Annotated in this window: 23 protein-coding genes and 1 pseudogene; 18 read left to right on the forward strand and 6 right to left on the reverse strand. The window is 66.8% G+C overall.

Annotated features, from left to right (window positions below; translation table 11 throughout):
* The first annotated feature begins 64 nt into the window (after positions 1 to 64).
* Positions 65 to 331, forward strand: coding sequence for a DUF3617 family protein (locus tag ASG75_RS16730; protein WP_235580263.1), 267 nt, complete (start codon positions 65 to 67; stop codon positions 329 to 331).
* Positions 332 to 590: 259 nt separating this feature from the next.
* Positions 591 to 1,505, forward strand: coding sequence for an arginase (gene rocF, locus ASG75_RS15685; RefSeq protein WP_056391761.1), 915 nt, complete (start codon positions 591 to 593; stop codon positions 1,503 to 1,505).
* 51 nt (positions 1,506 to 1,556) lie between these two features.
* Here the strand turns inward: rocF and ASG75_RS15690 are convergent, their stop codons facing one another.
* On the reverse strand, positions 1,557 to 1,886 hold the full coding sequence (locus ASG75_RS15690; protein ID WP_056391768.1) for a YegP family protein: 330 nt from the start codon (positions 1,884 to 1,886) through the stop codon (positions 1,557 to 1,559).
* A 159-nt stretch (positions 1,887 to 2,045) separates the two neighbouring features.
* Between ASG75_RS15690 and ASG75_RS15695 the strand changes: the two genes are divergently transcribed.
* The 3 genes from ASG75_RS15695 to ASG75_RS15705 all read left to right on the forward strand — a co-directional run bounded on the left by ASG75_RS15695 (position 2,046) and on the right by ASG75_RS15705 (position 6,174).
* Positions 2,046 to 3,410: a tryptophan--tRNA ligase gene (locus ASG75_RS15695; protein ID WP_056391771.1), complete on the forward strand. Its 1,365-nt coding sequence runs from the start codon at positions 2,046 to 2,048 to the stop codon at positions 3,408 to 3,410.
* A gap of 33 nt (positions 3,411 to 3,443) precedes the next feature.
* Positions 3,444 to 3,773 (forward strand): hypothetical protein, encoded by a 330-nt coding sequence (locus ASG75_RS15700; protein WP_056391775.1) that lies wholly within the window; start codon positions 3,444 to 3,446, stop codon positions 3,771 to 3,773.
* A 172-nt stretch (positions 3,774 to 3,945) separates the two neighbouring features.
* The gene (locus ASG75_RS15705) at positions 3,946 to 6,174 is read left to right on the forward strand and encodes a DUF5916 domain-containing protein (protein WP_056391778.1); all 2,229 of its coding nucleotides are present in this window, start codon (positions 3,946 to 3,948) and stop codon (positions 6,172 to 6,174) included.
* Between the two features lie 15 nt (positions 6,175 to 6,189).
* On the opposite strand, the gene ASG75_RS15710 is transcribed toward ASG75_RS15705, so the two are convergent.
* Complete coding sequence (locus ASG75_RS15710; protein ID WP_056391781.1) at positions 6,190 to 6,573, reverse strand: VOC family protein; 384 nt, start codon at positions 6,571 to 6,573, stop codon at positions 6,190 to 6,192.
* Positions 6,574 to 6,632: 59 nt separating this feature from the next.
* Between ASG75_RS15710 and ASG75_RS15715 the strand changes: the two genes are divergently transcribed.
* Complete coding sequence (locus tag ASG75_RS15715; protein WP_056391784.1) at positions 6,633 to 7,151, forward strand: M48 family metallopeptidase; 519 nt, start codon at positions 6,633 to 6,635, stop codon at positions 7,149 to 7,151.
* Between the two features lie 2 nt (positions 7,152 to 7,153).
* A complete protein-coding gene (locus tag ASG75_RS15720; RefSeq protein WP_056391788.1) occupies positions 7,154 to 7,798 on the forward strand; it encodes a DUF6348 family protein in 645 nt (214 codons plus the stop codon).
* Between the two features lie 65 nt (positions 7,799 to 7,863).
* Here ASG75_RS15720 and ASG75_RS15725 read toward each other — a convergent pair whose 3' ends face one another.
* A complete protein-coding gene (locus ASG75_RS15725; RefSeq protein WP_056391791.1) occupies positions 7,864 to 9,246 on the reverse strand; it encodes a dihydrolipoamide acetyltransferase family protein in 1,383 nt (460 codons plus the stop codon).
* Between ASG75_RS15725 and ASG75_RS16745 the strand changes: the two genes are divergently transcribed.
* Positions 9,245 to 9,379 (forward strand): hypothetical protein, encoded by a 135-nt coding sequence (locus ASG75_RS16745; RefSeq protein ID WP_268793550.1) that lies wholly within the window; start codon positions 9,245 to 9,247, stop codon positions 9,377 to 9,379. The two genes, ASG75_RS15725 and ASG75_RS16745, sit on opposite strands and share 2 nt — an antisense overlap.
* A 26-nt stretch (positions 9,380 to 9,405) precedes the next feature.
* On the opposite strand, the gene ASG75_RS15730 is transcribed toward ASG75_RS16745, so the two are convergent.
* Positions 9,406 to 10,386, reverse strand: coding sequence for an alpha-ketoacid dehydrogenase subunit beta (locus ASG75_RS15730; protein ID WP_056391794.1), 981 nt, complete (start codon positions 10,384 to 10,386; stop codon positions 9,406 to 9,408).
* A 3-nt stretch (positions 10,387 to 10,389) separates the two neighbouring features.
* A complete protein-coding gene (gene pdhA, locus ASG75_RS15735; protein ID WP_056391797.1) occupies positions 10,390 to 11,475 on the reverse strand; it encodes a pyruvate dehydrogenase (acetyl-transferring) E1 component subunit alpha in 1,086 nt (361 codons plus the stop codon).
* Between the two features lie 379 nt (positions 11,476 to 11,854).
* On the opposite strand from pdhA, the gene ASG75_RS15740 reads away from it, so the two are divergent.
* The 3 genes from ASG75_RS15740 (at position 11,855) to ASG75_RS15750 (ending at position 16,002) form a co-directional block, all read left to right on the forward strand.
* On the forward strand, positions 11,855 to 12,703 hold the full coding sequence (locus tag ASG75_RS15740; protein WP_056391800.1) for a tryptophan 2,3-dioxygenase family protein: 849 nt from the start codon (positions 11,855 to 11,857) through the stop codon (positions 12,701 to 12,703).
* 101 nt (positions 12,704 to 12,804) lie between these two features.
* A complete protein-coding gene (locus tag ASG75_RS15745; protein WP_056391803.1) occupies positions 12,805 to 14,316 on the forward strand; it encodes a peptide MFS transporter in 1,512 nt (503 codons plus the stop codon).
* A gap of 177 nt (positions 14,317 to 14,493) precedes the next feature.
* Positions 14,494 to 16,002 (forward strand): oligopeptide:H+ symporter, encoded by a 1,509-nt coding sequence (locus ASG75_RS15750; protein ID WP_056391806.1) that lies wholly within the window; start codon positions 14,494 to 14,496, stop codon positions 16,000 to 16,002.
* Positions 16,003 to 16,126: 124 nt separating this feature from the next.
* Here ASG75_RS15750 and ASG75_RS15755 read toward each other — a convergent pair whose 3' ends face one another.
* Positions 16,127 to 16,588 carry a MarR family transcriptional regulator gene (locus ASG75_RS15755; protein WP_056391809.1) on the reverse strand — a complete coding sequence of 154 codons (462 nt, stop codon included), beginning with the start codon at positions 16,586 to 16,588 and terminating at the stop codon, positions 16,127 to 16,129.
* Positions 16,589 to 16,698: 110 nt separating this feature from the next.
* On the opposite strand from ASG75_RS15755, the gene hppD reads away from it, so the two are divergent.
* From hppD to ASG75_RS15790, 7 genes and pseudogenes are all read left to right on the forward strand, one after another.
* Positions 16,699 to 17,793, forward strand: a complete 1,095-nt coding sequence (hppD, locus tag ASG75_RS15760) for a 4-hydroxyphenylpyruvate dioxygenase (RefSeq protein WP_056391812.1) — start codon at positions 16,699 to 16,701, stop codon at positions 17,791 to 17,793.
* 12 nt (positions 17,794 to 17,805) lie between these two features.
* Positions 17,806 to 19,104 carry a homogentisate 1,2-dioxygenase gene (hmgA, locus tag ASG75_RS15765; RefSeq protein WP_056391815.1) on the forward strand — a complete coding sequence of 433 codons (1,299 nt, stop codon included), beginning with the start codon at positions 17,806 to 17,808 and terminating at the stop codon, positions 19,102 to 19,104.
* 37 nt (positions 19,105 to 19,141) lie between these two features.
* Entirely contained in the window at positions 19,142 to 20,128 is a 987-nt protein-coding gene (locus ASG75_RS15770) for a fumarylacetoacetate hydrolase family protein (RefSeq protein ID WP_056391818.1), read from the forward strand.
* A 109-nt stretch (positions 20,129 to 20,237) separates the two neighbouring features.
* On the forward strand, positions 20,238 to 21,638 hold the full coding sequence (hemN, locus tag ASG75_RS15775; RefSeq protein WP_056391829.1) for an oxygen-independent coproporphyrinogen III oxidase: 1,401 nt from the start codon (positions 20,238 to 20,240) through the stop codon (positions 21,636 to 21,638).
* 35 nt (positions 21,639 to 21,673) lie between these two features.
* Complete coding sequence (locus ASG75_RS15780; protein ID WP_056391832.1) at positions 21,674 to 22,435, forward strand: helix-turn-helix domain-containing protein; 762 nt, start codon at positions 21,674 to 21,676, stop codon at positions 22,433 to 22,435.
* A 123-nt stretch (positions 22,436 to 22,558) separates the two neighbouring features.
* Positions 22,559 to 23,809, forward strand: a complete 1,251-nt coding sequence (locus tag ASG75_RS15785) for an NnrS family protein (RefSeq protein ID WP_056391836.1) — start codon at positions 22,559 to 22,561, stop codon at positions 23,807 to 23,809.
* A gap of 132 nt (positions 23,810 to 23,941) precedes the next feature.
* A pseudogene (locus tag ASG75_RS15790) lies at positions 23,942 to 24,235 on the forward strand (nitrite reductase, copper-containing); the annotation flags it as partial.

Consider the following 24,235-nt stretch of genomic DNA (forward strand, 5'->3'; position numbering starts at 1 on the left):
CGGGCGCGGGGGACATGCCGGCGTATACGACCACGCAGGACGTGTGCACCTCCAGGACCACGACATGCGCGCCATGCTGCAACAGCGGAAGGACTGCACCGTCAGCAATTACCGGCAGGTCGGCGATGTCGTCAGTTACCACCTGGTCTGCGGCGGCGATCCGCCGAGGATGACCGGCGACGCGCGCTTCGAGTTGCTGCCCAACGGCAACATCAAGGGCAGCGTTCACGCGAACAGCAACATGGGTGGCCAGAGTGTCATCATGGACATGACTTATGCAGGCGAACGCACCGGTAGCTGCGACTACGCCGCGAGCCGGCAGCAGCGCTGAGCGGGAACCCGCTGGCGCCGACCTTCGTGACTGTCGCCTGCTGAAACCGCCGACCGCCGCTCCGGCGTCGGCGGGACCATTGCGGTAAACTTCAGGTCACTCGTGGCGGTTGCGTCGCGGGTGTCTTTCTCACAAGGGCGGCGGTGACGCGCACGGCAGGGCGGCAAGACGCCACCCTTCACCGGCTGCCGTACCGGCATTGACGGTGTGCGATGGCCCAGGCCTGCGCCTGCCGTGACGCATGGCAGGAACACGGATCATGAGCGAGCAGACTGTTTCACTTATCGGCGTGCCGACCGACATCGGCGCCGGCCACCGTGGTGCCGCGATGGGGCCGGAGGCGCTGCGGGTGGCCAACCTGGCGGAAAGGCTGGAGCGTCGCGGGCTGAAGGTGATCGATCGCGGCAACCTGCAGGGGCCGCTCAATCCGTGGCTGCCGCCCGAGCATGGCTATCGTCATCTGGACGAAGTGGTGGCCTGGAATACGGCCGTCTATACGGCTGTTCACCAGGAACTCCAGGCCGGACGCCTGCCGATCGTGCTCGGTGGCGACCACTGCCTGGCAATCGGCTCGATTTCGGCGGTGGCCCGCCATTGCCACGATGAGGGCAAGCAGCTGCGCGTGCTGTGGCTGGATGCGCATACCGATTTCAACACGGCGCAGGCCACGCCCACCGGGAACATCCACGGCATGCCGGTGGCCTGCCTGTGCGGCATCGGCCCGGCCGGGCTCACCGATCTGAGCGGCGCCACGCCGGCCACCACGCCGGACGTGTTCCGCTACATCGGCATCCGTTCGGTCGACGAGGGCGAGAAGAAACTGGTGCGCGGGGCGAACATGCAGGTGCACGACATGCGCCATATCGACGAGGTCGGCATGAAGCGCGTGATGGAAGAGGCGCTGGCCGGGATCGACGAGAACACCCACCTGCACGTGAGCTTCGACGTCGACTTCCTCGACCCCAGCATCGCGCCGGGCGTGGGCACCACGGTGCGCGGCGGGCCGAATTACCGCGAAGCGCAGTTGTGCATGGAAATGCTCGCCGATACGGGACGCGTGGCGTCGCTGGACATCGTCGAGCTGAACCCGGCCTTCGACAAGCGCAACCAGACGGCCAGGCTGGCGGTGGATCTGGTCGAGTCGCTGTTCGGCAAGTCCACGCTGATCCGCTGAGGCGGGTCGACGGGGGTTTCGGCGCGACCCGACGGGGTCGCGCCGAAGTGCTCATTCCTCGCCGAGCTTGGCGTCCGGCGCATTCGCCATCACCGAAGCGATGCCGGCATCGCGCGAGCGCTCGCTGTCGTACATCTCGCTGCTGCCGATGACCTGGTGGTTGGCGGCCTTCAGGTTGAAGTGGAACTTGCCGCTGGCCGAGGTCTTCTTCTCGTAGCGTGCCGCATCCGGCGCGTTCTTGCGCACCGACTCGACGCCGTTGTGCGCGCTGGCCTTGTCCTTGTAGCCCTCGCTCTTGAGGATGATCTCGCCGTTGCCGGCCTTGAGGTTGAAGTAGGTCTCGCCGTTCTTGCCGGTAAACAGGGTGAACTTTCCGCTCATCAGCCGGATCTCCTTGCCATGGTCAGGGTCGACAGAATCTGGACTCGCCCACGTGATTTTTTTGGCAAGAGGCAACGCCGATCGCGGTGGACGGCGGGCCGGTCGGTCGAGCCGTTTTGCCGGATGTCGTAGACTGGCGTTTTCCTTGCGCGACGCAGCATGAATACCCGAGTCCTCACCGGCATCACCACCACCGGTACCCCGCACCTGGGCAATTACGTGGGCGCGATCCGCCCGGCCGTCGAGGCCAGCCGGCGCGACGACGTGGATGCGTTCTACTTCATGGCCGACTACCACGCGCTGATCAAGAGCGACGACGCGGCGCGGATCGAGCGGTCGCGGCTGGAGATCGCCGCGACGTGGCTGGCCGCCGGACTCGATCCGCAGCGGGTCACCTTCTATCGCCAGTCGGACATCCCGGAAATCCCCGAACTCACCTGGTTCCTCACCTGCATCGCTTCGAAGGGCATGCTCAACCGCGCGCATGCGTACAAGGCCGCGGTGGACAAGAACGCCGCGGCCGGCGAGGACGCCGACGCCGGCATCACCGCCGGCCTGTACATGTACCCGGTGCTGATGGCGGCCGACATCCTGGCGTTCGACGCGAACCAGGTGCCGGTGGGCCGCGACCAGATCCAGCACATCGAGATGGCGCGCGATCTCGGCCAGCGCTTCAACCACCTGCACGGGCACGAGTTCTTCGTGCTGCCGGAGGCGCTGATCGAGGAGCAGGTGGCCACGTTGCCGGGCCTGGACGGGCGCAAGATGTCGAAGAGCTACGACAACACGATCCCGCTGTTCGCCGGCGGCAAGAAGCAATTGCGCGAGACGATCATGCGCATCGTCACCGACTCGCGCCTGCCCGGCGAGCCGAAAGATCCGGACGACTGCGCGCTGTTCACCATCTTCCGCGCGTTCGCCAGCGAGGCCGAGACCGCGGCGTTCCGCCAGGCTCTGCTGGACGGCATCGGCTGGGGCGAGGCGAAGCAGGTGCTGTACGAGCGGATCGAGGCCGACGTGGCGCCGATGCGCGAGCGCTACGAAGCGTTGATGGCGGACCCGGCCGCGATCGAGGCGATCCTGCAGCAGGGTGCGCAGAAGGCGCGCGCGATCGCCGCGCCGAAGATCGTCGCGCTGCGCGACGTGCTCGGGCTGCGTGCGATGACTACCGCACCGGCACGCACCGATCAGCCGAAGGCCGCGCCGAAGCAGGGCAAAGTGCCGCGCTTCGCCAGTTTCCGCGACGCCGATGGTAGTTTCCGTTTTCGTCTGTTCTCCGCGGAAGGCGAGGAGCTGCTGCTGTCGAAGCCGTTCGCCGATCCGAAGGCGGCCGGTGCGCTGCAGAAGCAACTCAAGACCCTGGGTGCCGCTGCGGCCGTGCTGCAGATCCAGCCGCTGGGCATGAGCCTGGAGCTGGATGGCGAGGCGGTCGCCCGCACGCCCGATTACCGCGACGGGCAGGCTCGTGACGGGGCGCTGGCGCAGCTGCGCGACGCGCTGGACCAACTTGCCGCGCAGGAATGATGCGCGGCGCCAAACTTTCCAGGTGATCGACCGATGCGTTACCTTGCCGTCCTGCTGCTTGCGCCGTTGCTGCTGATCCTGTGCTGGGGTTACTGGGCGTACCCGAAGAGCTTGCCACGCACGTCCGGCCGGCGCATTTTCGATTTCACCGCCTTGCTGCTGGCGCTGATCGCGGCGGTGCAGTGCGCGGTGCTCGGCTTCGACATGGTCGAACTGCCCGCGGTCGACGGCTTCGGTCGCGCCAGTGGCGCGATCTGGCAGCAGGTGCTGCCGGCGTTGTACGGCTACGGCGCGTTCGCCGCCGTGCTGGTGCTGGCGATGCTGCTGCGCCATGCGTTCTGGGGTCGCCGCCGGCGATCCTGATCGGGCGCGAAGCCGCGCCCGGCGGGGCCGGGCAGCGCCTGCCACAAGTCATTGCGTGACTTATGGCGGTCGAGGCAACTAAACGCAAAAGGCAAGCTGCGCATCCTATCCGACGTGGCGAATCCCCTCGCCCCGTTGCGCAATCCTGCGTCAGCTCCCTGGAAACCTTGTCATGCGCATGGCGTGCCTGTTGTTCGTGAGTCTTGCCGCGTTGTCGGCGCCGGTGCTGGCCGTCGACATCGACGGCCACATCGGCGCCGACGAGTGGAAGGGCGCGCGGCATATCGCCGATTTCCGCCAGACCCAGCCACTCTCCGGCAAGCCGGGCTCGCTGCATACCGAAGCCTGGGTCCTGGCCACGCCGAAGGGCCTGGCGGTGGCGTTTCGCTGCGACCAGCCGGCCAATGTGCCGCGCACGCGGCAGCGCGTGCAGCGCGATTTCGAGGACCAGGTCGACCGGGTCAACCTGATGGTCGACTTCAACGGCGATGGGCGCACCGGCTACGACTTCGTGGTCAGCTCGACCGGCGGCATCAACGATGCCGTGGTCACCAACGAGAACCAGTTCAACAAGGACTGGGACGGCAACTGGCTGCATGCGGTGAGCGAGGATGCCGAAGGCTGGACGGTCGAGATACTGATCCCGTGGTACATCGCGCCGATGCACACGGCTCGCGACGGCAAGCGCACGATCGGCGTCTACCTCGACCGCGTGACCGGTTCAACCGGCGAGCGCGATTCGTGGCCGGTGGCCAGCTTCACGCTGCCGCGCTTCCTGTCCGAGTTCGGCCGGGTCGAGGTGCCGCAGTACAGCCAGTCGCTGCTGGCGGTCACGCCGTACGTGTCCGGCCTGTACGACAACGTGCGCGGCCGCAGCCATTTCCAGGAAGGCGCCGACCTCTTGTGGAAGCCGAACGGCCAGTTCCAGCTGACCGCGGCGCTGAACCCGGACTTCGGCCAGGTCGAGAGCGACGACCTGGTGGTCAACTTCAGCGCCACCGAAACCTACGTCAGCGACAAGCGGCCGTTCTTCACCGAGAACCAGGGCATCTTCGACTTCAGCCTGCTCGACGACTACAGCCAGCTGGTCTATACGCGGCGTGTCGGCGGGCCGTCCGACGACGGTCACGGCGCGGCCGACATCAACGCGGCGGTGAAGCTCAACGGCAGCTTCGGCACCACCAGCTACGGCGTGCTGGCCGCCGACGAGGATGGCGAGGCGGGGCGCTTCTTCGGCGCCGCACGGCTGACCCACGATTTCGGCGACCAGAGCCTGGGCATGCTGCTGACCCGGGTCGACCGCCCGTGGCTGGACCGCGAGGCCACCGTGCTTGGCGTGGACCATCACTGGCGGCCGACGTCGCAGCTGACCATCGCCTCCAACGTGGTCGGCAGCGACATCCTGCAGTCGGGCACGCACACGCGCGGCAGCGGCGGCACGGTCATCGCCGATCTCGAGATGGGCGATGGCTGGCGCCAGCAGTGGCTGGGCATGCATTTCGGCGACCGGTTGCAGGTCAACGATTTCGGCTACCTGGAGCGCAACAACTTCAATTACGGCCACTGGGAAGTGCGCAAGCGCTACACCGCGCTGCCGGCCGACTCCGCCTACAGTTCGCACGAGTGGCGCTTCCGCATCGATGGACTGGACAACGACCATGGCCTGCGCCTGCGCCGCCAGCTGCGCATCAGCCGCAACAGCAACCTGCGCGACGGTGCCAACGAAATCGTGCAGCTCAACGTCAACAGCGCGGGCTGGGACGACCTGCTCACCCGCGGCAACGGCGCGTTGTTCCTGCCGCCGTCGGTGGACCTGGTCTACGAGCGCATCAGCCCGCGCCATGGCGACTGGGCGTTCAAGCTGGACGCGGAAGTCGAGAGCGGCGGACTGGGCGGCAATCGGCAGTTCGGCTACAACGTCAAGTTCATCCCGACCTATTTCGTCAGCGACGCGTTCAGCGTCTACGCGGGCCCGTACTACGAACACACGCCGGACTGGCTGGTGTGGCAGCACGACAACCTGATCGGCCGCTTCGACCAGCACACGCTGCTGCTCGACGCCGGCTTCGACTGGAGCATCGACAGCCGCCAGGAACTGCGCCTGAAGCTGCAGGCGATCGGGCTGGATGCACGCGCACGTGGCGGCTATCGCGTTGGCGTCAATGGCCGGGCCGTCGCCAGCGGCGAGCCGGTCGATGACTTCGGCGTGCGCAACCTGGGTTTGCAGATCCGCTATCGCTACGAGCTGGCGCCGCTGTCGTACCTGTACGTGGTGTACGGGCGCGGTGGTTATGCCCAGGACGAGTTCGCCGGCAACACCACCGACGCGCTGCGCAACAGCTTTGCGCTGCGCGATGACGAGCAGCTGCTGGTGAAGCTGAGCTACCGCTTCGACATCTAGTCCGGCGCCTGGCCTTCAGTCCCAGGTGTTGAGGTGCGGCCCGAATGCCTTGCGCTGCGGCCGCACCACGCAGAAACGATGCCCGCTGGGCGCCTCCAGCACCCACCAGCGCTCGCGCACGAACGCGATTCGGCGCGCCCCCAGCTGCTCCAGCCGCGCCACCTCGGCGTCGAGGTCGTCGGTCTCGATGTCCAAGTGCACGCGGCTGGCATGGTCCACCTTCTGCAGCAGGATGATCGGTTCGTCCGCGGCGGTCTGCAGCTCCGCGTACTTGCCGTCGCCGTCCTGATCGACGCTGGCGATCGGCTTGCCCAGCGCCCGGCTCCAGAAATCGGCGACGGGCGCGAGTTCGTCGACGTGGCAGTCGATGACGATGGTGCAGAGTCGGCTGTGATGCATGGGATGTCTCCGTCGGCTTGTCGGTACGTGTGCAGCGGTGCAGTGCGAGAATACCCCGCATGATCCCGCTCAAATATCTCCAGGCCTACCCCGCCGCCTTGCAGGACAAGGTGCGCGAGCTGATCGCGCAGGAGCGTCTGGGCGAGCACCTGGCGAAGCGTTATCCGGGTCGCCATGAGGTGCAGAGCGACAAGGCGCTGTACGCCTATGTGGCGTCGTTGAAGCAGCAACACCTGAAGAACGCGCCGGGCATCGACAAGGTGCTGTACGACAGCAAGCTCGACGTGTTGCGCAATGCGCTGGGCCTGCACACCGCGATCTCGCGCGTGCAGGGCGGCAAGCTCAAGGCGAAGAAGGAAATCCGCGTGGCCAGCCTGTTCAAGGCCGCCGCGCCGGAGTTCCTGCAGATGATCGTGGTGCACGAACTGGCGCACCTGAAGGAAATCGATCACAACAAGGCGTTTTACCAGCTGTGCACGTACATGCTGCCGGACTACCACCAGCGGGAGTTCGACCTGCGTGTCTACCTGACCTGGCGCGAACTGCCTTCGACGAACGACGCGAACCACCGGGGGTGACGATGGACAGTGCGGCGCTGCAGAAATACCTGTTGCGGTTGTTCGAACGCCATGATGTCGAACTGGAGGCGGACGAGGACGGCTGGCTGGTCACCGACGGCGACTTCCCGGCGATTCGTGCCGCCTGGCACGAGGGCGTGGCCGGCGAGCCCGGCCGGCTCGACGTCGATGTGGTGCTGAGCGAGGAGCGCTACATCGAAGAGAGCTTCGCCGGCATCGGCGGCGGCGACGTCGGCTGCCGCGATGCCCTGCACACGTTCGAGCAGGATGTGTTTCACCCGCTGCTGGCCGCCTGCTGGTACGTCACCGACGACCGCAAGATGCGGATCGCCGCGTGGGATATCGGCGTGCGCACATGGGACGTGTTCATCGGCCCGTTCAGCGCGCGCGGTGCGGACGCTGCAAGCATGCCGGCCGAGGCGCTGGCGTCGATCGAGGCTGCGTTGAAACGCGAGGCGCTCAGCCCCGAACTGCACTGGTTGCGGCTGGTGCACAGCCATGGCGCCGAAGGCGATTCACGCTGCGAAGCGCTGCTCGACAACGAACTGTGGACGGCCGGGACGCTGGCATTGACCGCCGCCCCGTGGCCGCACAGCGGCGACTACAGCGCACGCTGCTTCATGCTGCTGGACGTGCGCGATTACTGACGGCTGGCAAAAACAAACAGGGCACCCGAAGGCGCCCTGTTTGTTTCTGCGGTTGCGGCGCCCGATCAGTTCGGCAGGGCCAGGTCGTCCAGCATCGCCTTGAGGAACCTTGCGGCCTCGCCGCCGGTGGCGGCACGGTGGTCGAAGGTCAGCGACAGCGGCATGCGGCGGTGCACTTCGATGCCGCCGATCACCGCGACCACGTCGTGGCTGAGCTTGCCGGCACCGACGATGGCGACGGTCGGCGGCACCACCACAGGGGTGGCGTAGCGGCCGGCGAACATGCCGAAGTTGGACAGGCTGATGGTGTAGCCCGACAGCTCCGAGGCCGGGATCGTGCGCTCCTCGACCTGCGTGCGCAGGCGCTTGATCGCGGCGCGCACGCCGGCGGCGTCGAGCACGTCGGCGTTGCGCAGCGCCGGCACGAACAGGCCATCGTCGGTGTCCACTGCGATGCCGATGTCGACCTGCGGGTGCAGCGTGCGGGTGAGGTTCTTGCCGTCGAACCAGGCGTTCAGCGCCGGCACCGTCTTGCACGCCGACACGATCGCGCGGATCAGCCGCGCAGTGATGTCCTGCTTGCCGATCCACGCATGCAGGTCGGCGTCGTCGACGAGCGTGGTCGGCACGACCTGAGCGTGCGCGTCGGCCATCACGCGGGCCATGTTGCGGCGTACGCCCTTGAGCTGCTCCGGCTGGCCGCTGGCCGTCTGCGACGGCGGTGCGGTGCGCACCGGTTTGCCAGCGAGCGAGACGGGGCCGCGGGTAGGTTCGGGCTGCAGCAGTTCCGGGGCCAGGTGGCGGCCGGCGGAGGCGAGCACGGCACGCGCCGGTGCGGCGCCAAGCGCGGCCGAGCCGTTCGCGGCGGCGTCCTTGACGTCCTTCATCGTCACCACGCCGTCGGCGCCGCTCGGGCGCACGCGGGCGAGGTCGATCTTGAGCTTCTTCGCCAGCGCGCGCACCGCCGGCACGGCCTTGACGCCGCCGATGCTGGAAGCCTGCTCGACGTGCACGGAGTTGCCGCTGACCATTGCGCCGACCACGGTGCCTTCGTCTTCGCGTGCCGCGGCGGTCTCTTCGACTTCGCCGCCTTCGTCGGAAGCGACCACCTTGTGGCCGTCATTCGCGGCCGGGCTACCCACGCTCTTCTTCGGGCCGTGGTGATGGCCGGTGGATTCGGCTTCGGCGCGCTGCTTCGCGTTCGGGTCCGGCTCGAAATCGGCCAGCGCGGCGCCGGTCTCGATGATGTCGCCGGGCGCGCCGTGCAGCTTGACGACCTTGCCGGTATACGGCGAGGGCACGTCGACCACCGCCTTGGCGGTTTCCATCGAGCACAGCGGCGCGTCGAGCTTGATGCTGTCGCCCACCTTCACGTGCCACTCGACCACGGTCGCGTCGGGCAGGCCTTCGCCGAGGTCGGGGAGGTAGAACGTCTTGATATCAGCCATGGGATCGTTTTCCGTTGTCTGGCGCTACTGGCGCTATCGTCGCTTCGGTATTTTGGCCGTCATTCCCGCGAAAGCGGGAATCCATTATCTCGTGGTGGACGATCAAAATGGGTTCCCGCTTTCGCGGGAATGACGTCGTGCAATGTTGATGCTTCCTGCTTATGACGCCGCCATCGTACGCTTGGCCGCGTCGACGACGCGCTCCACGCTTGGCAGGTATTTCATTTCCAGGCGGAACAGCGGGATGTGCGTGTCGAAGCCGGTGACGCGTTCGACCGGGGCGAGCAGGTCGTACATGCATTCCTCGGCCAGGCGCGCGGCGATCTCGGCGCCGAAACCGGCGGTCTTCGGCGCCTCGTGCACGATCACGCAGCGGCCGGTCTTCTGCACCGATTCGGCGATGGTGTCGAAGTCCAGCGGGGTCAGCGTGGCGACGTCGATCACTTCGGCGCTGATGCCCTGGCTGGCCAGCTCGTCGGCCGCTTCCAGCGCTTCCTTCACCTGCGCGCCCCAGCTCACCAGGGTCACGTCGGTGCCGTCGCGCAGCACGAAGCACACGTCCAGCGGCAGCGCCTCGCCGTCGTCCGGCACCTCTTCCTTGTACTGGCGGTAGATGCGCTTGGGCTCGAAGAACATCACCGGATCCGGATCGCGGATCGCCGCCAGCAGCAAGCCGTAGGCACGCGCCGGCGAGGACGGCATCACCACGCGCAGGCCGGGGATGTTGGTGAACAGGTGTTCGTTCGCTTCCGAATGATGCTCCGGCGCACGGATACCGCCGCCCCACGGCGCACGCCACACGGCCGGCACGGTCAGGCGGCCGCGGGTGCGGTTGCGCATGCGCGCGGCGTGGCAGGCGATCTGTTCCATCATCGGGTAGATGAAGCCTTCGAACTGCGCTTCGGCGACCGGCTTCATGCCGGCCACGGCGAGACCGACAGTGACGCCGGCGATGGTGGTTTCGTCCAGCGGCGTGTCGAGCACGCGCAGCTCGCCGAATTTTTCCTGCAGGCCCTGGGTGGCGCGGAACACGCCGCCGTTGACGCCAACGTCCTCGCCCAGCACCACGACGCTGTCGTCGTGCGCCATTTCGTAGGCGAGCGCCTGGGTGACGGCTTCGATGAGAGTGATTTGTGCCATGACTTAATTCGCCTTGTTTTCAAGCGAGAGGACGTAGTCGCGCTGTTTTGCGAGATCGGCGGGGACTTCGGCGAAGATGTAGTCGAACATCGCCGTGACCGGCTGGGTCTTGGTTTCGAGGTAGGCATTCACCTCGTTGTCCATCCAGTCGTCGCACTCCGCTTTCCAGGCTTCTTCCTTCGCGTCGTCCCACACGCCCTTGGCCACCAGCCAGTTGCGCAGGCGCTTCATCGGCTCCTTTTCCCAGCCGTCCTTCACTTCCTGCTCGCCGCGGTAGCGGCGAGCGTCGTCGGCGGTGGTGTGGTCGCCGAGGCGGTAGGTGACCGCCTCGATCACGCTGCCGCCCTTGCCGCTGCGGGCGCGCTCCAGCGCGTCTTCCATCGCCTTGCGCACCGCGATGATGTCGTTGCCGTCCACCTGGATGCAGAACAGGCCGGCGGCGATACCCTTCTGCGCCAGCGTGGGTGCGCCGGACTGGATCTTGCGCGGCACCGAGATCGCCCACTGGTTGTTGACGATCACCGCCACCAGCGGCAGATTCTGCGCGCCGGCAATGTTGATCGCGCCGTAGAAGTCGCCCTTGGACGAGCCGCCGTCGCCGATCGTGCATACCGCCACGCGCTTCTCGCCGCGGATCTTGAACGCCAGCGCCGTGCCGGCCGCGTGCAGGCACTGCGTGGCGATCGGCACCGACCAGGCGAAGTCGTGCCGCGCCGGTTCCTTCTGGTAGTCGTTGCCGCGCTCGTCGCCGCCCCAGTACATGTACACCTCACGCGGCTGCACGCCGCGATAGAGCTGCGCGCCGTATTCGCGGTAGCTCGGCGCGTAGACGTCTTCCGGTTTCATCGCGCTGCCGATGCCGACGTGCGCGGCTTCGTGGCCGAGGCAGCTGGCGTAGGTGCCGAGCTTGCCGGTGCGTTGCAGGGCGATCGACTTGGCGTCGAACACGCGGGTCGACAGCATCAGCTTGTACAGCTCGACCATGTGGCCGAGATCCTTGGCGAACTCGGGCAGGTCATCGCGTACCTGCTTGCCCTCGGCGTCGAGGTATTGCAGGTATTCGATTTCAAACTTGGCGGCGATAGTCACGACTCGCTCCGGGGGTGAGGAAGAGAGGGGAAAAACCTGGCCGATGGTGTGTCCTCGAAGGATCCGCGGGCACACAAACGACCGAACAAGACCGCGCTTGATAGCAGGCGGACATGTTGCGCTGCAAGGTACGGCGCAGCATTCGTGGGCGTATGGGGAGGGGGTTTGCCGGCCTTGCAAGAGCGCCAAGGCGCGTTCTACAGGGCTTTCTCGCCCGCAACCTGTAGGAGCCCGCTGGCGGGCGATGCTTTCTCACGGGACTCGGGAGTCGCAAGAGCATCGCCCGCCAGCGGGCTCCTACCCGCGCCATGTCCAAGGTCAAGATTTGAGCGATGCGCAGCCGTTACCATAACCGTTTCCGGAAACGTGACGGAACACCATGAGCGACAACCAGCGCGATATCGAAGCGGGCATCCAGACCGACCTCAACGGGCAGATGACGTATGGCGGCTATCTGCATCTGGACACGCTGCTGTCGGCGCAGCAGCCGTTGAGCCAGCCGCCGCATCACGACGAGATGCTGTTCATCGTGCAGCACCATGTGTCCGAGTTGTGGATGAAGCTACTGATCCACGAGTTGAGGGCGGCGGTGACGCATCTGCAGGCAGACGACGTCGACGCCTGCCTGAAGATCCTGGCGCGGGTGAAACAGGTGCAGCGCCAGCTGTTCGAGCAGTGGGCGGTGCTGGAGACGCTGACGCCGTCGGAGTACCTGGAGTTCCGCGGCGTGCTGGGGCCGTCGTCGGGCTTCCAGTCACTGCAGTACCGCCAGATCGAGTTCCTGCTCGGCAACAAGAATGCCGGCATGCTGAAGGTGTTCGCGCACGACCCGGCCGCGCAGGCCGAGCTGCGCGCGGTGCTGGAAGCGCCCAGCCTGTACGACGAATTCCTGCGCTACCTGGCGCGGCGCGGCCACGCAGTGCCGGCCGGGCTGCTGCAGCGCGACTGGACCGAAGCCTATCGGCGCAACGAGGCACTGCTGCCGGTGCTCAAGCGCATCTACGAGCAGCGCGCGGAGTTCTGGCCCGAGTACCACATGTGCGAACAGCTGGTGGACGTGGAAGAGAGCTTCCAGCTGTGGCGTTTCCGCCACATGAAGACGGTGGAGCGGATCATCGGCCATCGTCGCGGTACCGGCGGTTCGTCCGGGGTGAGCTTCCTGAAGAAGGCGCTCGACCTGGAATTCTTCCCCGAGTTGCTGGACGTGCGCACCGTGCTGGGCAGCTGAGCGAAAGGCCCGTGCTGCAGCGCATTTGACGATCGCGCAGCCTGCGGTTACATCTGGCCCCTCGCAACATCTTTCGATCAGTCGACAAACAGGGGTCAGGCATGGGCAACACCACACTCTCCGGCGATACCAGGCCGGTACCCGACTACCCGCAACTGCTCGGGCATCCGCGTCCGCTGTGGATGCTGTTCATGTCGGAGTTCTGGGAACGCTTTGCGTTCTACGGCATGCGCTGGGCGCTCACGCTGTACATCGTGGCGCAGTTCTACGACGGCAACGACGCCGGCCAGGCGGATGCCAGCCGCACCTACGGCGCCTACCTGGCGCTGGTCTACGCCACCGCGGTGTTCGGCGGCTACGTGGCCGACAAGATCCTCGGCTACCAGCGCTCGATCCTGCTTGGCGCGGTGGTGATGGCGGCCGGCCTGTTCATGGTGATGGTGCCGCAGCACGGGATCTTCATGCTCGGACTGGCCACGATCATCGTCGGCAACGGCCTGTTCAAGCCGAATATTTCCTCGATGGTCGGGCAGTTGTATGCGCAGGGTGATTCGCGCCGCGACCGCGGCTTCACCTTGTTCTACATGGGCATCAACGCCGGCGCGCTGATTGCGCCGGTGCTGACCAGCATGCTGGCGACCAAGGTATTCGGCACGCCCGGGCATCAGAACTACCACGTGGTGTTCGCCGCCTCCGGCGTGGGCATGTTGATCAGCCTGGTGTGGTTCTGGTTCGGCCGCCGCCAACTCGGCTCCATCGGCATGCCGGCACCGGAAATCGCCAACCCGATGCGCATCGTCTACGTCGCGCTTGGCGTGCTGGTGGCGATCCCGCTGGTGTACCTGCTGATGGATCGCGCCGGCGCGGTGGTGTTGCAGTGGTTACTGACCGCGCTGTTCCTCGGTGTGGGCGTGATGCTGGTGGTGGAGGCGATCCGCACCGGCCGCGTGCAGATCCAGCGGGTGATCGCGATGTTGATCATCTTCGTGTTCAACGTGCTGTTCTGGATGTTCTTCGAGCAGGCCGGCAGCTCGTTCAACTTCCTCGCCCAGCACATCGTCGATCGGCAGATGTTCGGCGGCTGGGAGTTCCCGATCGGCTGGTTCCAGTCGGTCAATCCGATTGCCATCGTGCTGCTGGCGCCGTTGGTCACCCTGGTATGGGCGTGGCTGGACAAGCACCGCATCGAGCCGTCGATCCCACGCAAGTTCGGCCTCGGCCTGATCGGCAATGCGCTGGGCTTTGCGGTGCTGATGTACGCGTTGTCCAGCCTGGTCGACAGCAGCGGCATGATTCCGCTGTGGACATTGGTGCTGTGCTACGTGCTGCAGACCTCCGGCGAGCTGTGCCTGTCGCCGATCGGTTTGTCGATGGTGACCAAGCTGGCGCCGGTGCGGCTGGTCGGCCTGGGCATGGGCGGCTGGTTCCTGTCCACCGCGATCGGCAACAACCTGGCCGGCCTGTTCGCCGGCCACGTCAGCGGCGAGACCGGCATGACCGTGGACTCGGCGCTGTCCGGCTACACCATGGGCTTCTGGATCCTGCTCGGCGGCGGCATCGTGCTGTTCCTGATCGCGCCGCTGATCAACAAGCTGATGCACGGGGTGCGCTGAGAGCCGGGATTCGGGATTGGGGATTCGGGATTCGCAAAAGCGGCGGCGGCGCCAGCTTTTCGCTCTCCGAATCCCGAATCCCCGATCCCGAATCCCGCTCCATCATTGACGCGGTGCCGGCGCCCGGTTACATCTGGGCGCTTGCGGCTGCCTGACGCATGCCGACGAGAGGATTGCATGAGCCAGACCAGCGCCGCCGGCGACAGCGTACCGATGCCTGCTTATCCACAACTGCTCGGCCATCCACGGCCGTTGTGGATGCTGTTCATGACCGAGTTCTGGGAGCGCTTCGCGTTCTACAGCGTGAGCTGGGCGCTGGCGCTGTACATCGTGGCGCACTTCTACAACGGCGATCCGTCCGGCCAGGCCTGGGCCAGCAGCATCTTCGGCGCGTATACCGCGCTGATCTACGCCTCCAGCATCTTTGGCGGCTACGTGGCGGACAAGGTCATCGGCTACCAGCGCTCGATCCTGCTCGGTGCGCTGGTGATGGCGCTGGGCCTGTTCGCGGTGATGCTGCCCAGTCGCGAGATCTTCCTGGCCGGCCTGGCGATGGTGATTGTCGGCAACGGGCTGTTCAAGCCGAACATCTCCACCATGGTCGGGCAGCTGTACGGACGCGACGACCCGCGCCGCGATCGCGGCTTCACGCTGTTCTACATGGGCATCAACGGCGGCGCGCTGCTGGCGCCGCTGCTGACCGGCTGGCTGGCCAGCCATTTCACCGACACGCCGATGCAGCAGAACTACCGCATCGTGTTCGGCGCCGCCGGCGTCGGCATGCTGCTCAGCCTGCTGTGGTTCTGGTTCGGGCGACGCGGCCTGCAGGGCGTGGGCCGTCCCGCGCCGGAAGCCGCCAGCCGGATGCGCGTGGCATGGGTGCTGCTGGGTGTGGTGGTGGCAGTGCCGCTGGTGTACCTGTTGCTGGCGTTCGTCACCACGGGCTTGTCGTGGGTGCTGGGCGTGCTGTTCGCCGGTGTCGCCGCGATGCTGCTGGTCGAGGCGCTGAAGCACGGCCGGGTGCAGGTGGATCGCGTGGTGGCGATGCTGGTGATCTTCGCCTTCAACATCCTGTTCTGGATGTTCTACTTCCAGCTGGGCACGTCGTTCAATTTCCTCGCGGCGAACCTGGTCGACCGCGAGATGTTCGGCGGCTGGGTGTTCCCGGTGGGCTGGTTCCAGTCGGTGAGTCCGCTGGCGATCCTGCTGCTGGCGCCGCTCGTCACCGTGGTCTGGGGCCTGCTGGCGGCGCGCCGCCGCGAGCCGTCGATCCCGCGCAAGTTCGGCCTGGGGCTGGTCTTCAACGGGCTGGGTTTCGCGGTGCTGATGTATGCCTTGTCGCACCTGCTCGACAGCCACGGGCTGATTCCGTTCTGGCCGCTGGTGCTGTGCTACGTGTTGCAGACCGTGGGCGAGCTGTGCCTGTCGCCGATCGGCCTGTCGATGGTGACCAAGCTGGCGCCGCCGCGGCTGGTCGGCCTGGCGATGGGCGGCTGGTTCCTGTCGCTGGCGGTGGGCGGCAACCTGTCCGGCCTGCTGGCCGGCCGCATCAGCGGGGAAAGCGGCATGACCGCCGCCTCGGCGCTGGCCGGCTTCACCTTCAGCTTCTGGCTGCTGGCCGGCGCCGGCGTGCTGCTGCTGGCGGTCTCGCCGCTGATCAACAGGCTGATGCACGGCGTGCGTTGAAGGCCGGGATTCGGGATTGGGGATTCGGGATTCGCCCAGGAGCGAAGCGCGAAGCCCCGGCTTTTTCGAATCCCGAATCCCGAATCCCGAATCCCGAATCCCGAATCCCGAATCCCGAATCCCGTCAAGAAAGCAGCTTGTCCAGGATGCGCGTGAGCCACACGCGCTCTTCCGCATTGAGCTTCGCCAGCACCTCGCGTTCGCGCGCCCGGGCCATCGGCGCGACTTCGTCGTGGATCGCCCAGCCGGCGTTGCTGAGGTTGAGCACCGAGCGGCGCTTGTCGTTGTCGTGGACGGCGCGGTCGACCCGGCCGGCCTCGACCAGCCGCGCCAGCGCCCGGCTCACTGCCACCTTGTCCATCGCGGTGCGCTCGGCCACCTCGCGCGCGGACAGGCCGGCGTAGCGCGCCAGCACGGCCATCACCCGCCATTCGGTCATCGAGATGTCGTGGCGGCTCTGGTAGTCGTCGGCGATCGTCTGGCTGATCGTGTTGGACAGGATCGACAGCCGGTAAGGCAGGAAATGCTCCAACTGCAGCGGGGCGTGCTCGGCAGTGGCGGGGGCTGGATGGCGCTTGACGGGCATTGCGGCGATGATCCTTGCAAATGGTTTCATATGAAACTATAACGTGGGAGTTACCCCGATGGTGGCACGCTCATGTGCTGCCATCGTGCACCGACAGACAGGAGAGCGCCATGAACGCCCAGCCGAACCTCGGCATGCAAGTCACCACGTTCGAAAACCCGATGGGTATCGACGGCTTCGAATTCGTCGAGTTCGCCGCCCCGGTCGGCCGCGCCAATGAGCTGCACGACCTGTTCAAGCGGATGGGCTTCAGCGCCGTACTCAGGCACAAGACGCGGCCGATCACCGTGTACCGGCAGAACGGCGTGAACTTCCTGCTCAACGAGGATCCGGATTCGTTCGCCGCCGACTTTGCCGCGAAGCACGGTCCCAGCGCGTGCGGCTTCGCGATCCGCTTCAAGAAGCCGGCCGCGGACGTGCTTGCCGCCGTGCTCGGCAACGGCGGCGAAGCGATCAGCCACAAGGCGGCGAGCAAGGCGGTGAACGCGCCGGTGATCAAGGGCATCGGCGACTGCATGCTGTACCTGGTCGACCGCTACGGCAGCGCCGGCAGCATCTACGACGCCGATTACGAGGCCATCCCGGGCGCCGGGCAGAACCCGGCAGGCTTCGGCCTGACCTTCATCGACCACCTGACCCACAACCTGTATTTCGGCAACATGCAGAAGTGGTCGGACTACTACGAGAAGTTGTTCAACTTCCGCGAGATCCGCTACTTCGACATCAAGGGCGTCAAGACCGGCCTGGTGTCGAAGGCGATGACCGCGCCGGACGGCGTCGTGCGCATCCCGCTGAACGAGTCGAACGACCCGAAGAGCCAGATCAACGAGTACCTCGACGCGTATCACGGCGAAGGCATCCAGCACATCGCCTGCTTCACCGACGACATCTACACCACGGTGGAGAAGATGCGCGAAGCCGGCGTCGAGTTTCTCGACACGCCCGACGCCTATTTCGAGGTGATCGATGTGCGCGTGCCGAACCACGGCGAGGACGTGGCGCGGCTGGCGAAGAACAAGATCCTGATCGATGCCGACCTGGAGACCAAGCAGCGCAAGCTGCTGCAGATCTTCACCCAGAACGCGATCGGTCCGATCTTCTTCGAGATCATCCAGCGCAAGGGTAACGAGGGTTTCGGCGAAGGCAACTTCCAGGCGCTGTTCGAGTCGATCGAGCGCGACCAGATGAAGCGCGGCTTCCTGTAAGGAGCAGTTCCCATGGCGACGAGCGTCAGCAACGGCTACCAATCCGGTTTCGGCAACGAGTTCGCCAGCGAGGCCATTCCTGGCATCCTGCCGCAAGGGCAGAACTCGCCGCAGCGGGTGGCGCACGGCCTGTACGCGGAGCAGCTGTCCGGCACCGCGTTCACCGCGCCGCGCCATGCGAACCGGCGCAGCTGGCTGTACCGGATCCGTCCGGCGGCGGTGCACCAGCCGTTCCAGCCGCTGGCGCATGCCACGTTCCACAATCGTTTCGACGAAGCGCCGGCCACGCCGAACCAGCTGCGCTGGGATCCGCTGCCGCTGCCGGAACAGCCGGTCGACTTCATCGACGGCCTGGTCACCCTGGCCGGCAACGGTGGGCCGGCTGAACAGGGCGGCATCGGCATCCACGTCTATACGGCCAATCGCTCGATGCAGGGGCGGTTCTTCTACGACGCCGACGGCGAGCTGCTGATCGTGCCGCAGCTGGGCCGGCTGCGGCTGGCTACCGAACTGGGCGTGATCGAAGTCGAGCCGCAGGAGATCGCGGTGATTCCGCGCGGCGTGCGCTTTCGCGTCGACCTGCTTGATGAAGCAGCCCGTGGTTACGTCTGCGAGAACTTCGGCGCGCTGCTGCGCCTGCCGGATCTCGGCCCGATCGGCTCGAACGGCCTGGCCAACTCGCGCGATTTCCTCACCCCGCGCGCGGCATATGAAGACGTCGAAGGCGCGTTCGAGCTGATCGCGAAGTTCCAGGGCGCGCTGTGGACCGCGGCGATCGGCCACTCGCCGCTGGACGTGGTCGGCTGGCACGGCAACTACGCGCCGTACAAGTACGACCTGCGCCGCTTCAACACGATCGGCTCGATCAGCGTCGACCATCCCGATCCGTCGATCTTCACCGTGCTGACCTCGCCCAGCGACACCGTCGGCACGGCGAACGTGGATTTCGCGATCTTCCCGCCACGCTGGCTGGTGGCGCAGCACACGTTCCGGCCGCCGTGGTTCCACCGCAACGTGGCCAGCGAGTTCATGGGCCTGATCACCGGTGTGTACGACGCCAAGGCCGAGGGTTTCATGCCCGGCGGCGCGAGCCTGCACAATTGCATGAGCGGGCACGGCCCGGACGCGGCCACGTTCGAGAAGGCCTCCAGCGCCGACCTGGCGAAGCCGGACGTGATCGGCGCCACCATGGCCTTCATGTTCGAGACGCGCAAGGTGATCCGGCCCACGCAGCAAGCGCTGGACGCGCCGCAACTGCAGCACGACTATTACCGATGCTGGCAGGATATCCGCAAGCACTTCGCGCCGTGACGGCGATCCATCCACGCAGCAGACACAAGGCAGCACGATGAAACTCGGATCTCTCAAGGAAGGTGGCCGCGACGGCACGCTGGTCGTGGTCAGCCGCGATCTCTCCCGTGCGGTGAAGGCGGCCGGCATTGCACCGACGTTGCAGGCAGCGCTGGACGACTGGTCGAACGCCGCGCCGCGACTCAACGCGTTGTCGGACGAATTGAGCGCGGGCAACGCTGCCGGTGCCTTTGCACTGGACATGGCCGCGCTGGCCTCGCCGCTGCCGCGCGCCTATGAATTCGTCGACGGTTCGGCCTACCTGCCACACGTCGAGCGCGTGCGTCGCGCCCGCGGTGCCGAGGTGCCGAAGTCGTTCTACACCGACCCGCTGATGTACCAGGCGACCAGTGCCGGCTTCCTCGGGCCGCGCGATCCGGTGGTGGTGCCGAGCGAGGATTACGGCATCGACCTGGAAGCCGAAGTGGTGGTGGTCACCGACGACGTGCCGATGGCGGCGACGCCGGCGCAGGCGTCCGAACACATCCAGCTGGTCGGCCTGATCAACGACGTGAGCCTGCGCGGGTTGATTCCGGGCGAGCTGGCCAAGGGCTTCGGTTTCCTGCAAAGCAAGCCGCGCTCGGCGCTGTCGCCGGTGCTGGTGACGCCGGATGAACTCGGTGATGCGTGGCAGGGCGACAAGCTGCACCTACCGATGCGCACCTGGTTGAACGACGCCTGGTTCGGCGAGGCCGAGTGCGGCGTCGACATGCAGTTCAGCTTCGCCGAGCTGGTTGCCCACGTGGCGAAGACCCGCCCGCTGACCGCCGGTACCATCGTCGGTTCCGGCACGATCGCGAACGAGGACACCGGCAAGGGCGCCTCCTGCCTGGCCGAGCAGCGCACGGTGGAAACCCTGCGCGACGGCCATCCCACCACGCCGTTCCTGAAGTTCGGCGACCACCTGAAGATCGACGTCACCGACACCGCCGGCGCCTCGATCTTCGGCTCGATCGAGCAGCGGATCGAGCCGTATAGCCGCTGAAACGCGTCGGAGCCCCGCGCGAGCCGGGACTGCGGCAGGTCGCCACAACAGCTGCGCGACTTGATCCGGATCAATGCGGGCGGGCGGGGGCGTCGACAGACTCGCTGCCATGGCCATTCCCATCACACCTCCCGAATTCGACCCGGCGCTGATCGCCCGCTACGACGTGGCCGGGCCGCGCTACACCAGTTACCCGACGGCGCCGCAGTTCACGGCCGACTTCGACGAGGCGGCGTTGCGCGAGGTGATCCGCGCCTCCAACGAGGAGCCGATCCCGCGGCCGCTGTCGCTGTACGTGCACGTGCCGTTCTGCATGAGCCCGTGCTTCTACTGCGGCTGCAACCGGGTGATCACCCGCGACGTGACCCAGGCCGACCGCTACCTGGAACGGCTGTACCGCGAGATCGAGCTGATCGCGCCGCTGTTCGACCGCGACCGGCCGGTGCGCCAGCTGCACTTCGGCGGCGGCACGCCGAACTTCCTCGATACCGCGCACATGGGCGAGCTGCTGGAATCGCTGGCGCGGCATTTCAGTTTCAGCCACGCGACGGATCGCGAATACGGCATCGAGATCGACCCGCGCTTCGCCGACGGCGCCTACATTCGCAACCTGGGCGAGCTGGGCTTCAACCGGATCTCGGTGGGCATCCAGGATTTCGACCCGGTGGTGCAGAAGGCGGTGAACCGGATCCAGAGTTTCGAGCAGACTCGCGAGGTGCTCGAGGCGGCGCGGGCCGCGTCGTTCCGCTCGGCCAGCGTCGACCTGATCTACGGCCTGCCGTTTCAGAGCGTCGACGGCTTCAGCCGCACGCTGGACCAGGTGGTGGCGCTGAACCCGGATCGGGTGGCGGTGTACGGCTACGCGCACCTGCCGGAGATGTTCAAGGCACAGCAGCAGATCGACGCCGCCGACCTGCCCGACGCGGCCACCCGGCTGGCGCTGTTCGGGCGCGCGCTGGAGCACCTGTCGGCGGCCGGTTACGTCTACATCGGCATGGACCACTTCGCCAAGGCCAGCGACGAACTGGTGCTGGCACAGCGCGCCGGCACGCTGCAGCGCAACTTCCAGGGTTACTCGACGCATGGCGACTGCGACATCGTGGGCCTGGGCGTCAGCGCGATCGGCCGCATCGGCGACAGCTACAGCCAGAACGCGCGCGACCTGATCGGCTACTACGCGGCGCTGGACGCCGGCCGCCTGCCGGTGGTGCGGGGGCTGATGCTGGACGAGGACGACGTGATCCGGCGCGAACTGATCAACGAACTGATGTGCCATGGCACGCTGGACAAGCAGGCGTTCGGCGCGCGCCACCGGCTGCTGTTCGACGAATACTTCGTGCGCGAGCGGCAGCGCCTGGTGCCGCTGCTGGACGACGGACTGGTGCTGGAAAGCCCGCGCGAGATCCGGGTAACCTCGCGGGGGCGGTTGCTGTTGCGTATCATCGCCATGTGCTTCGACGCCTACCTGGACGACGCGGCACAGGCCCCACGCTACTCTCGCGTGATCTGATCCACGCAGCCCCGACCCGGCAGCCCATCACCATCATGCAATCCAAGCCCATGGCAGGTCGCCTGCCCGAGCCGCCAAGCCCGATTGCCGACGACGGCGACGAGACGCGATTCTGCGGCACCTGCGCGTTCTCCAGCGCCTGCATCGCGGCCGGCTACGACAAGCCGGAGCTGGCCGAGCTGCAGTGCCTGGTCGAGCACGTGGGGCCGTTCCGCGCCGGCGAGCACATCTTCCGCACCGGCGATCCGTTCCGCGCGATCTTCGCCGTGCGCGCGGGCACCGTGAAGACCCGCATGGTCGACAAGGACGGCCGCGAGCAGGTGCTGGGCTTCTACCTGCCCGGCGAGGTGATCGGCCTCAACGCGATCTACCCCGAGCATTTTCCGTGCGATGCGGTGGCGCTGGACACCGCCTACTTCTGCCGCTTCTCGTTCCCCGCGATGAGCGCGCTGGCCTCGCGCATCCCCGCCGTGCAGCAGCACCTGTTCCGCATGCTGAGCAAGGAGCTGGGCACCGCCAGCCTGCTCGCCGGCGACCACAGCGCCGACGAGCGCGTCGCCGCGTTCCTGCTGGACCTGGCCGGCCGCTACGCCGTGCGCGGCTTCTCCGGCACGCGCTTCCACCTCAGCATGTCGCGCGGCGACATCGCGAACTACCTGCGTCTGGCCGCGGAAACCGTCAGCCGCGTGCTCAGCCGCTTTCGCAGCCAGAAGCTGATCGAGATCGAGGGGCGCGAGCTGGAGCTGCTGAATCCGAAGAAGCTGCGCGAGATCGGGCAGGCGCTGCTGCCGGAGTGACCGGCCCGCTCCCGGGCGGGCACTGGCCGCGTCGGGAAGTGTGGACGGCTGATCCAGGTCAGTGCCCGTGGTGGCGGTAAGCTGCCACCATGACGAATCATTCTCATTCGGGCTGGCGCCGTCATGGCTGAATCACGATCCCCCGCGGCGAAATCGGCCGCGTTCGCGGAGCTGTCGGCGCGGCTGGCTTCGGCGCCGCACCGGCCGCTGTTCCTGGCCGGCACCATCGCGGTACTGCTCAGCATGGCGTGGTGGGCGGTGGAGCTGACCTGGATGCGTTTCGGGCTGGCCGGCTGGCCGCAGCCGTCGATCCCACCGGGCTGGGCGCACGCGATGCTGATCCAGTACGGCCTGTTTCCGCTGTTCATGTTCGGCTTTCTGCTGACCACGTTCCCGCGCTGGCTGGGCCGGCCCGATCTGCCGTGGACGCGCTACGTGCCCGTGGCCGGCTGCGTGTTCGGCGGTTACGTGCTGGCGAACGTGGGCCTGCTCGACCTGCCGTGGCTGCTGAAGCTTGGCATCGCCGTGATGCTGGCCGGCTACCTGATCGGCGTGTGGACGCTGGCCGGGGTGCTGCGTGCATCGGTGGCCGAGCGCAAGAGCCACGCCCGTTCCTGCCTGGCGGCGCTGAGCCTGGGCAGCCTCGGGTTGGCGGTGTTCCTGGCCTATCTGTTCGGCGCGCCGGCGGACTGCGCGTTGCTGGCGATCAAGCTGGGCACGTACGGCCTGCTGTTGCCGATCTATTTCACGGTGATGCACCGCATGCTGCCGTTCTTCAGCGGCAACGTGGTGGCGGGCTACAAGGTGATTCGTCCGGACTGGAGCCTGCCGGTAGTGTGGCTGTTGCTGCTGGCGCACCTGCTGCTGGAATGGCGCAGCGCGTTGGGCTGGTTGTGGCTGGCGGACGTGCCGCTGGCCCTGGCATTCGCCTGGCATGCGCTGACCTGGCAGCCGTGGAAGGCGATGCGCCCGGGCCTGCTGGCGGTGTTGCACCTGGCGTTCGCGTGGCTGCCGGTGGCGTTCGTGCTGTACGCGGTGCAGGACGTGGTGTACGCGGCCAGCGGGCATCTCATTCTTGGTCGCGCACCGCTGCATGCGCTGGGGATCGGCTTCTTCGGCTCGATGCTGGTGGCGATGGTGACCCGGGTGACCCAGGGCCATTCCGGCCGGCCATTGCAGATGGGCGCGGTGGCGTGGCTGTGCTTCGGACTGCTGCAGGTGGTGGCGCTGTTGCGCATCCGTGCCGAGTTGGGCGGCGACGTCTACCTGTGGCTGGTGATCGCCGCCTACGGCTGGCTGTTGGCGTTCCTGCCGTGGGTGCTGCGCTCGGCGTGGATCTACCTGACGCCGCGGGCGGACGGCAAACCCGGCTGAGCAGCCGTGGCGCAAGAGTCTGTGGCAGGGTGACGCAGAGGGCCGCCAACGCGACTCAAATTGACTCAGATCAGTAGGGCGACCGGGCGATCTCCTAGGCTAGGATGCGCAAGAACTCACGGAGATCGCCCCATGTCACGTTCATCGCTCCTCGTCGTCGCTGCCGCCGCGTTGCTGACGCTGGCGGCCTGCTCCGGCAAGCCGCAGGCCGCAGCCAAGACGGATGCCGCCCCGACCGCCAACGCCCCGGCCGAGCACATCCGCGGCGACTTCGGCCCGCCGCAGGGCGAGCCGATCCACGCGGTGCTGACCAGTCCGCCGCACGTACCGCCGCCGGTCAACCGCAACTACCCGGCGAAGGTGATCGTCGAGCTGGAAGTGATCGAGAAGGAGATGCCGATCTCCGAGGGCGTGAGCTACACGTTC

It is taken from the genome of Rhodanobacter sp. Soil772 (assembly GCF_001428385.1).
Lineage (GTDB): Bacteria > Pseudomonadota > Gammaproteobacteria > Xanthomonadales > Rhodanobacteraceae > Rhodanobacter.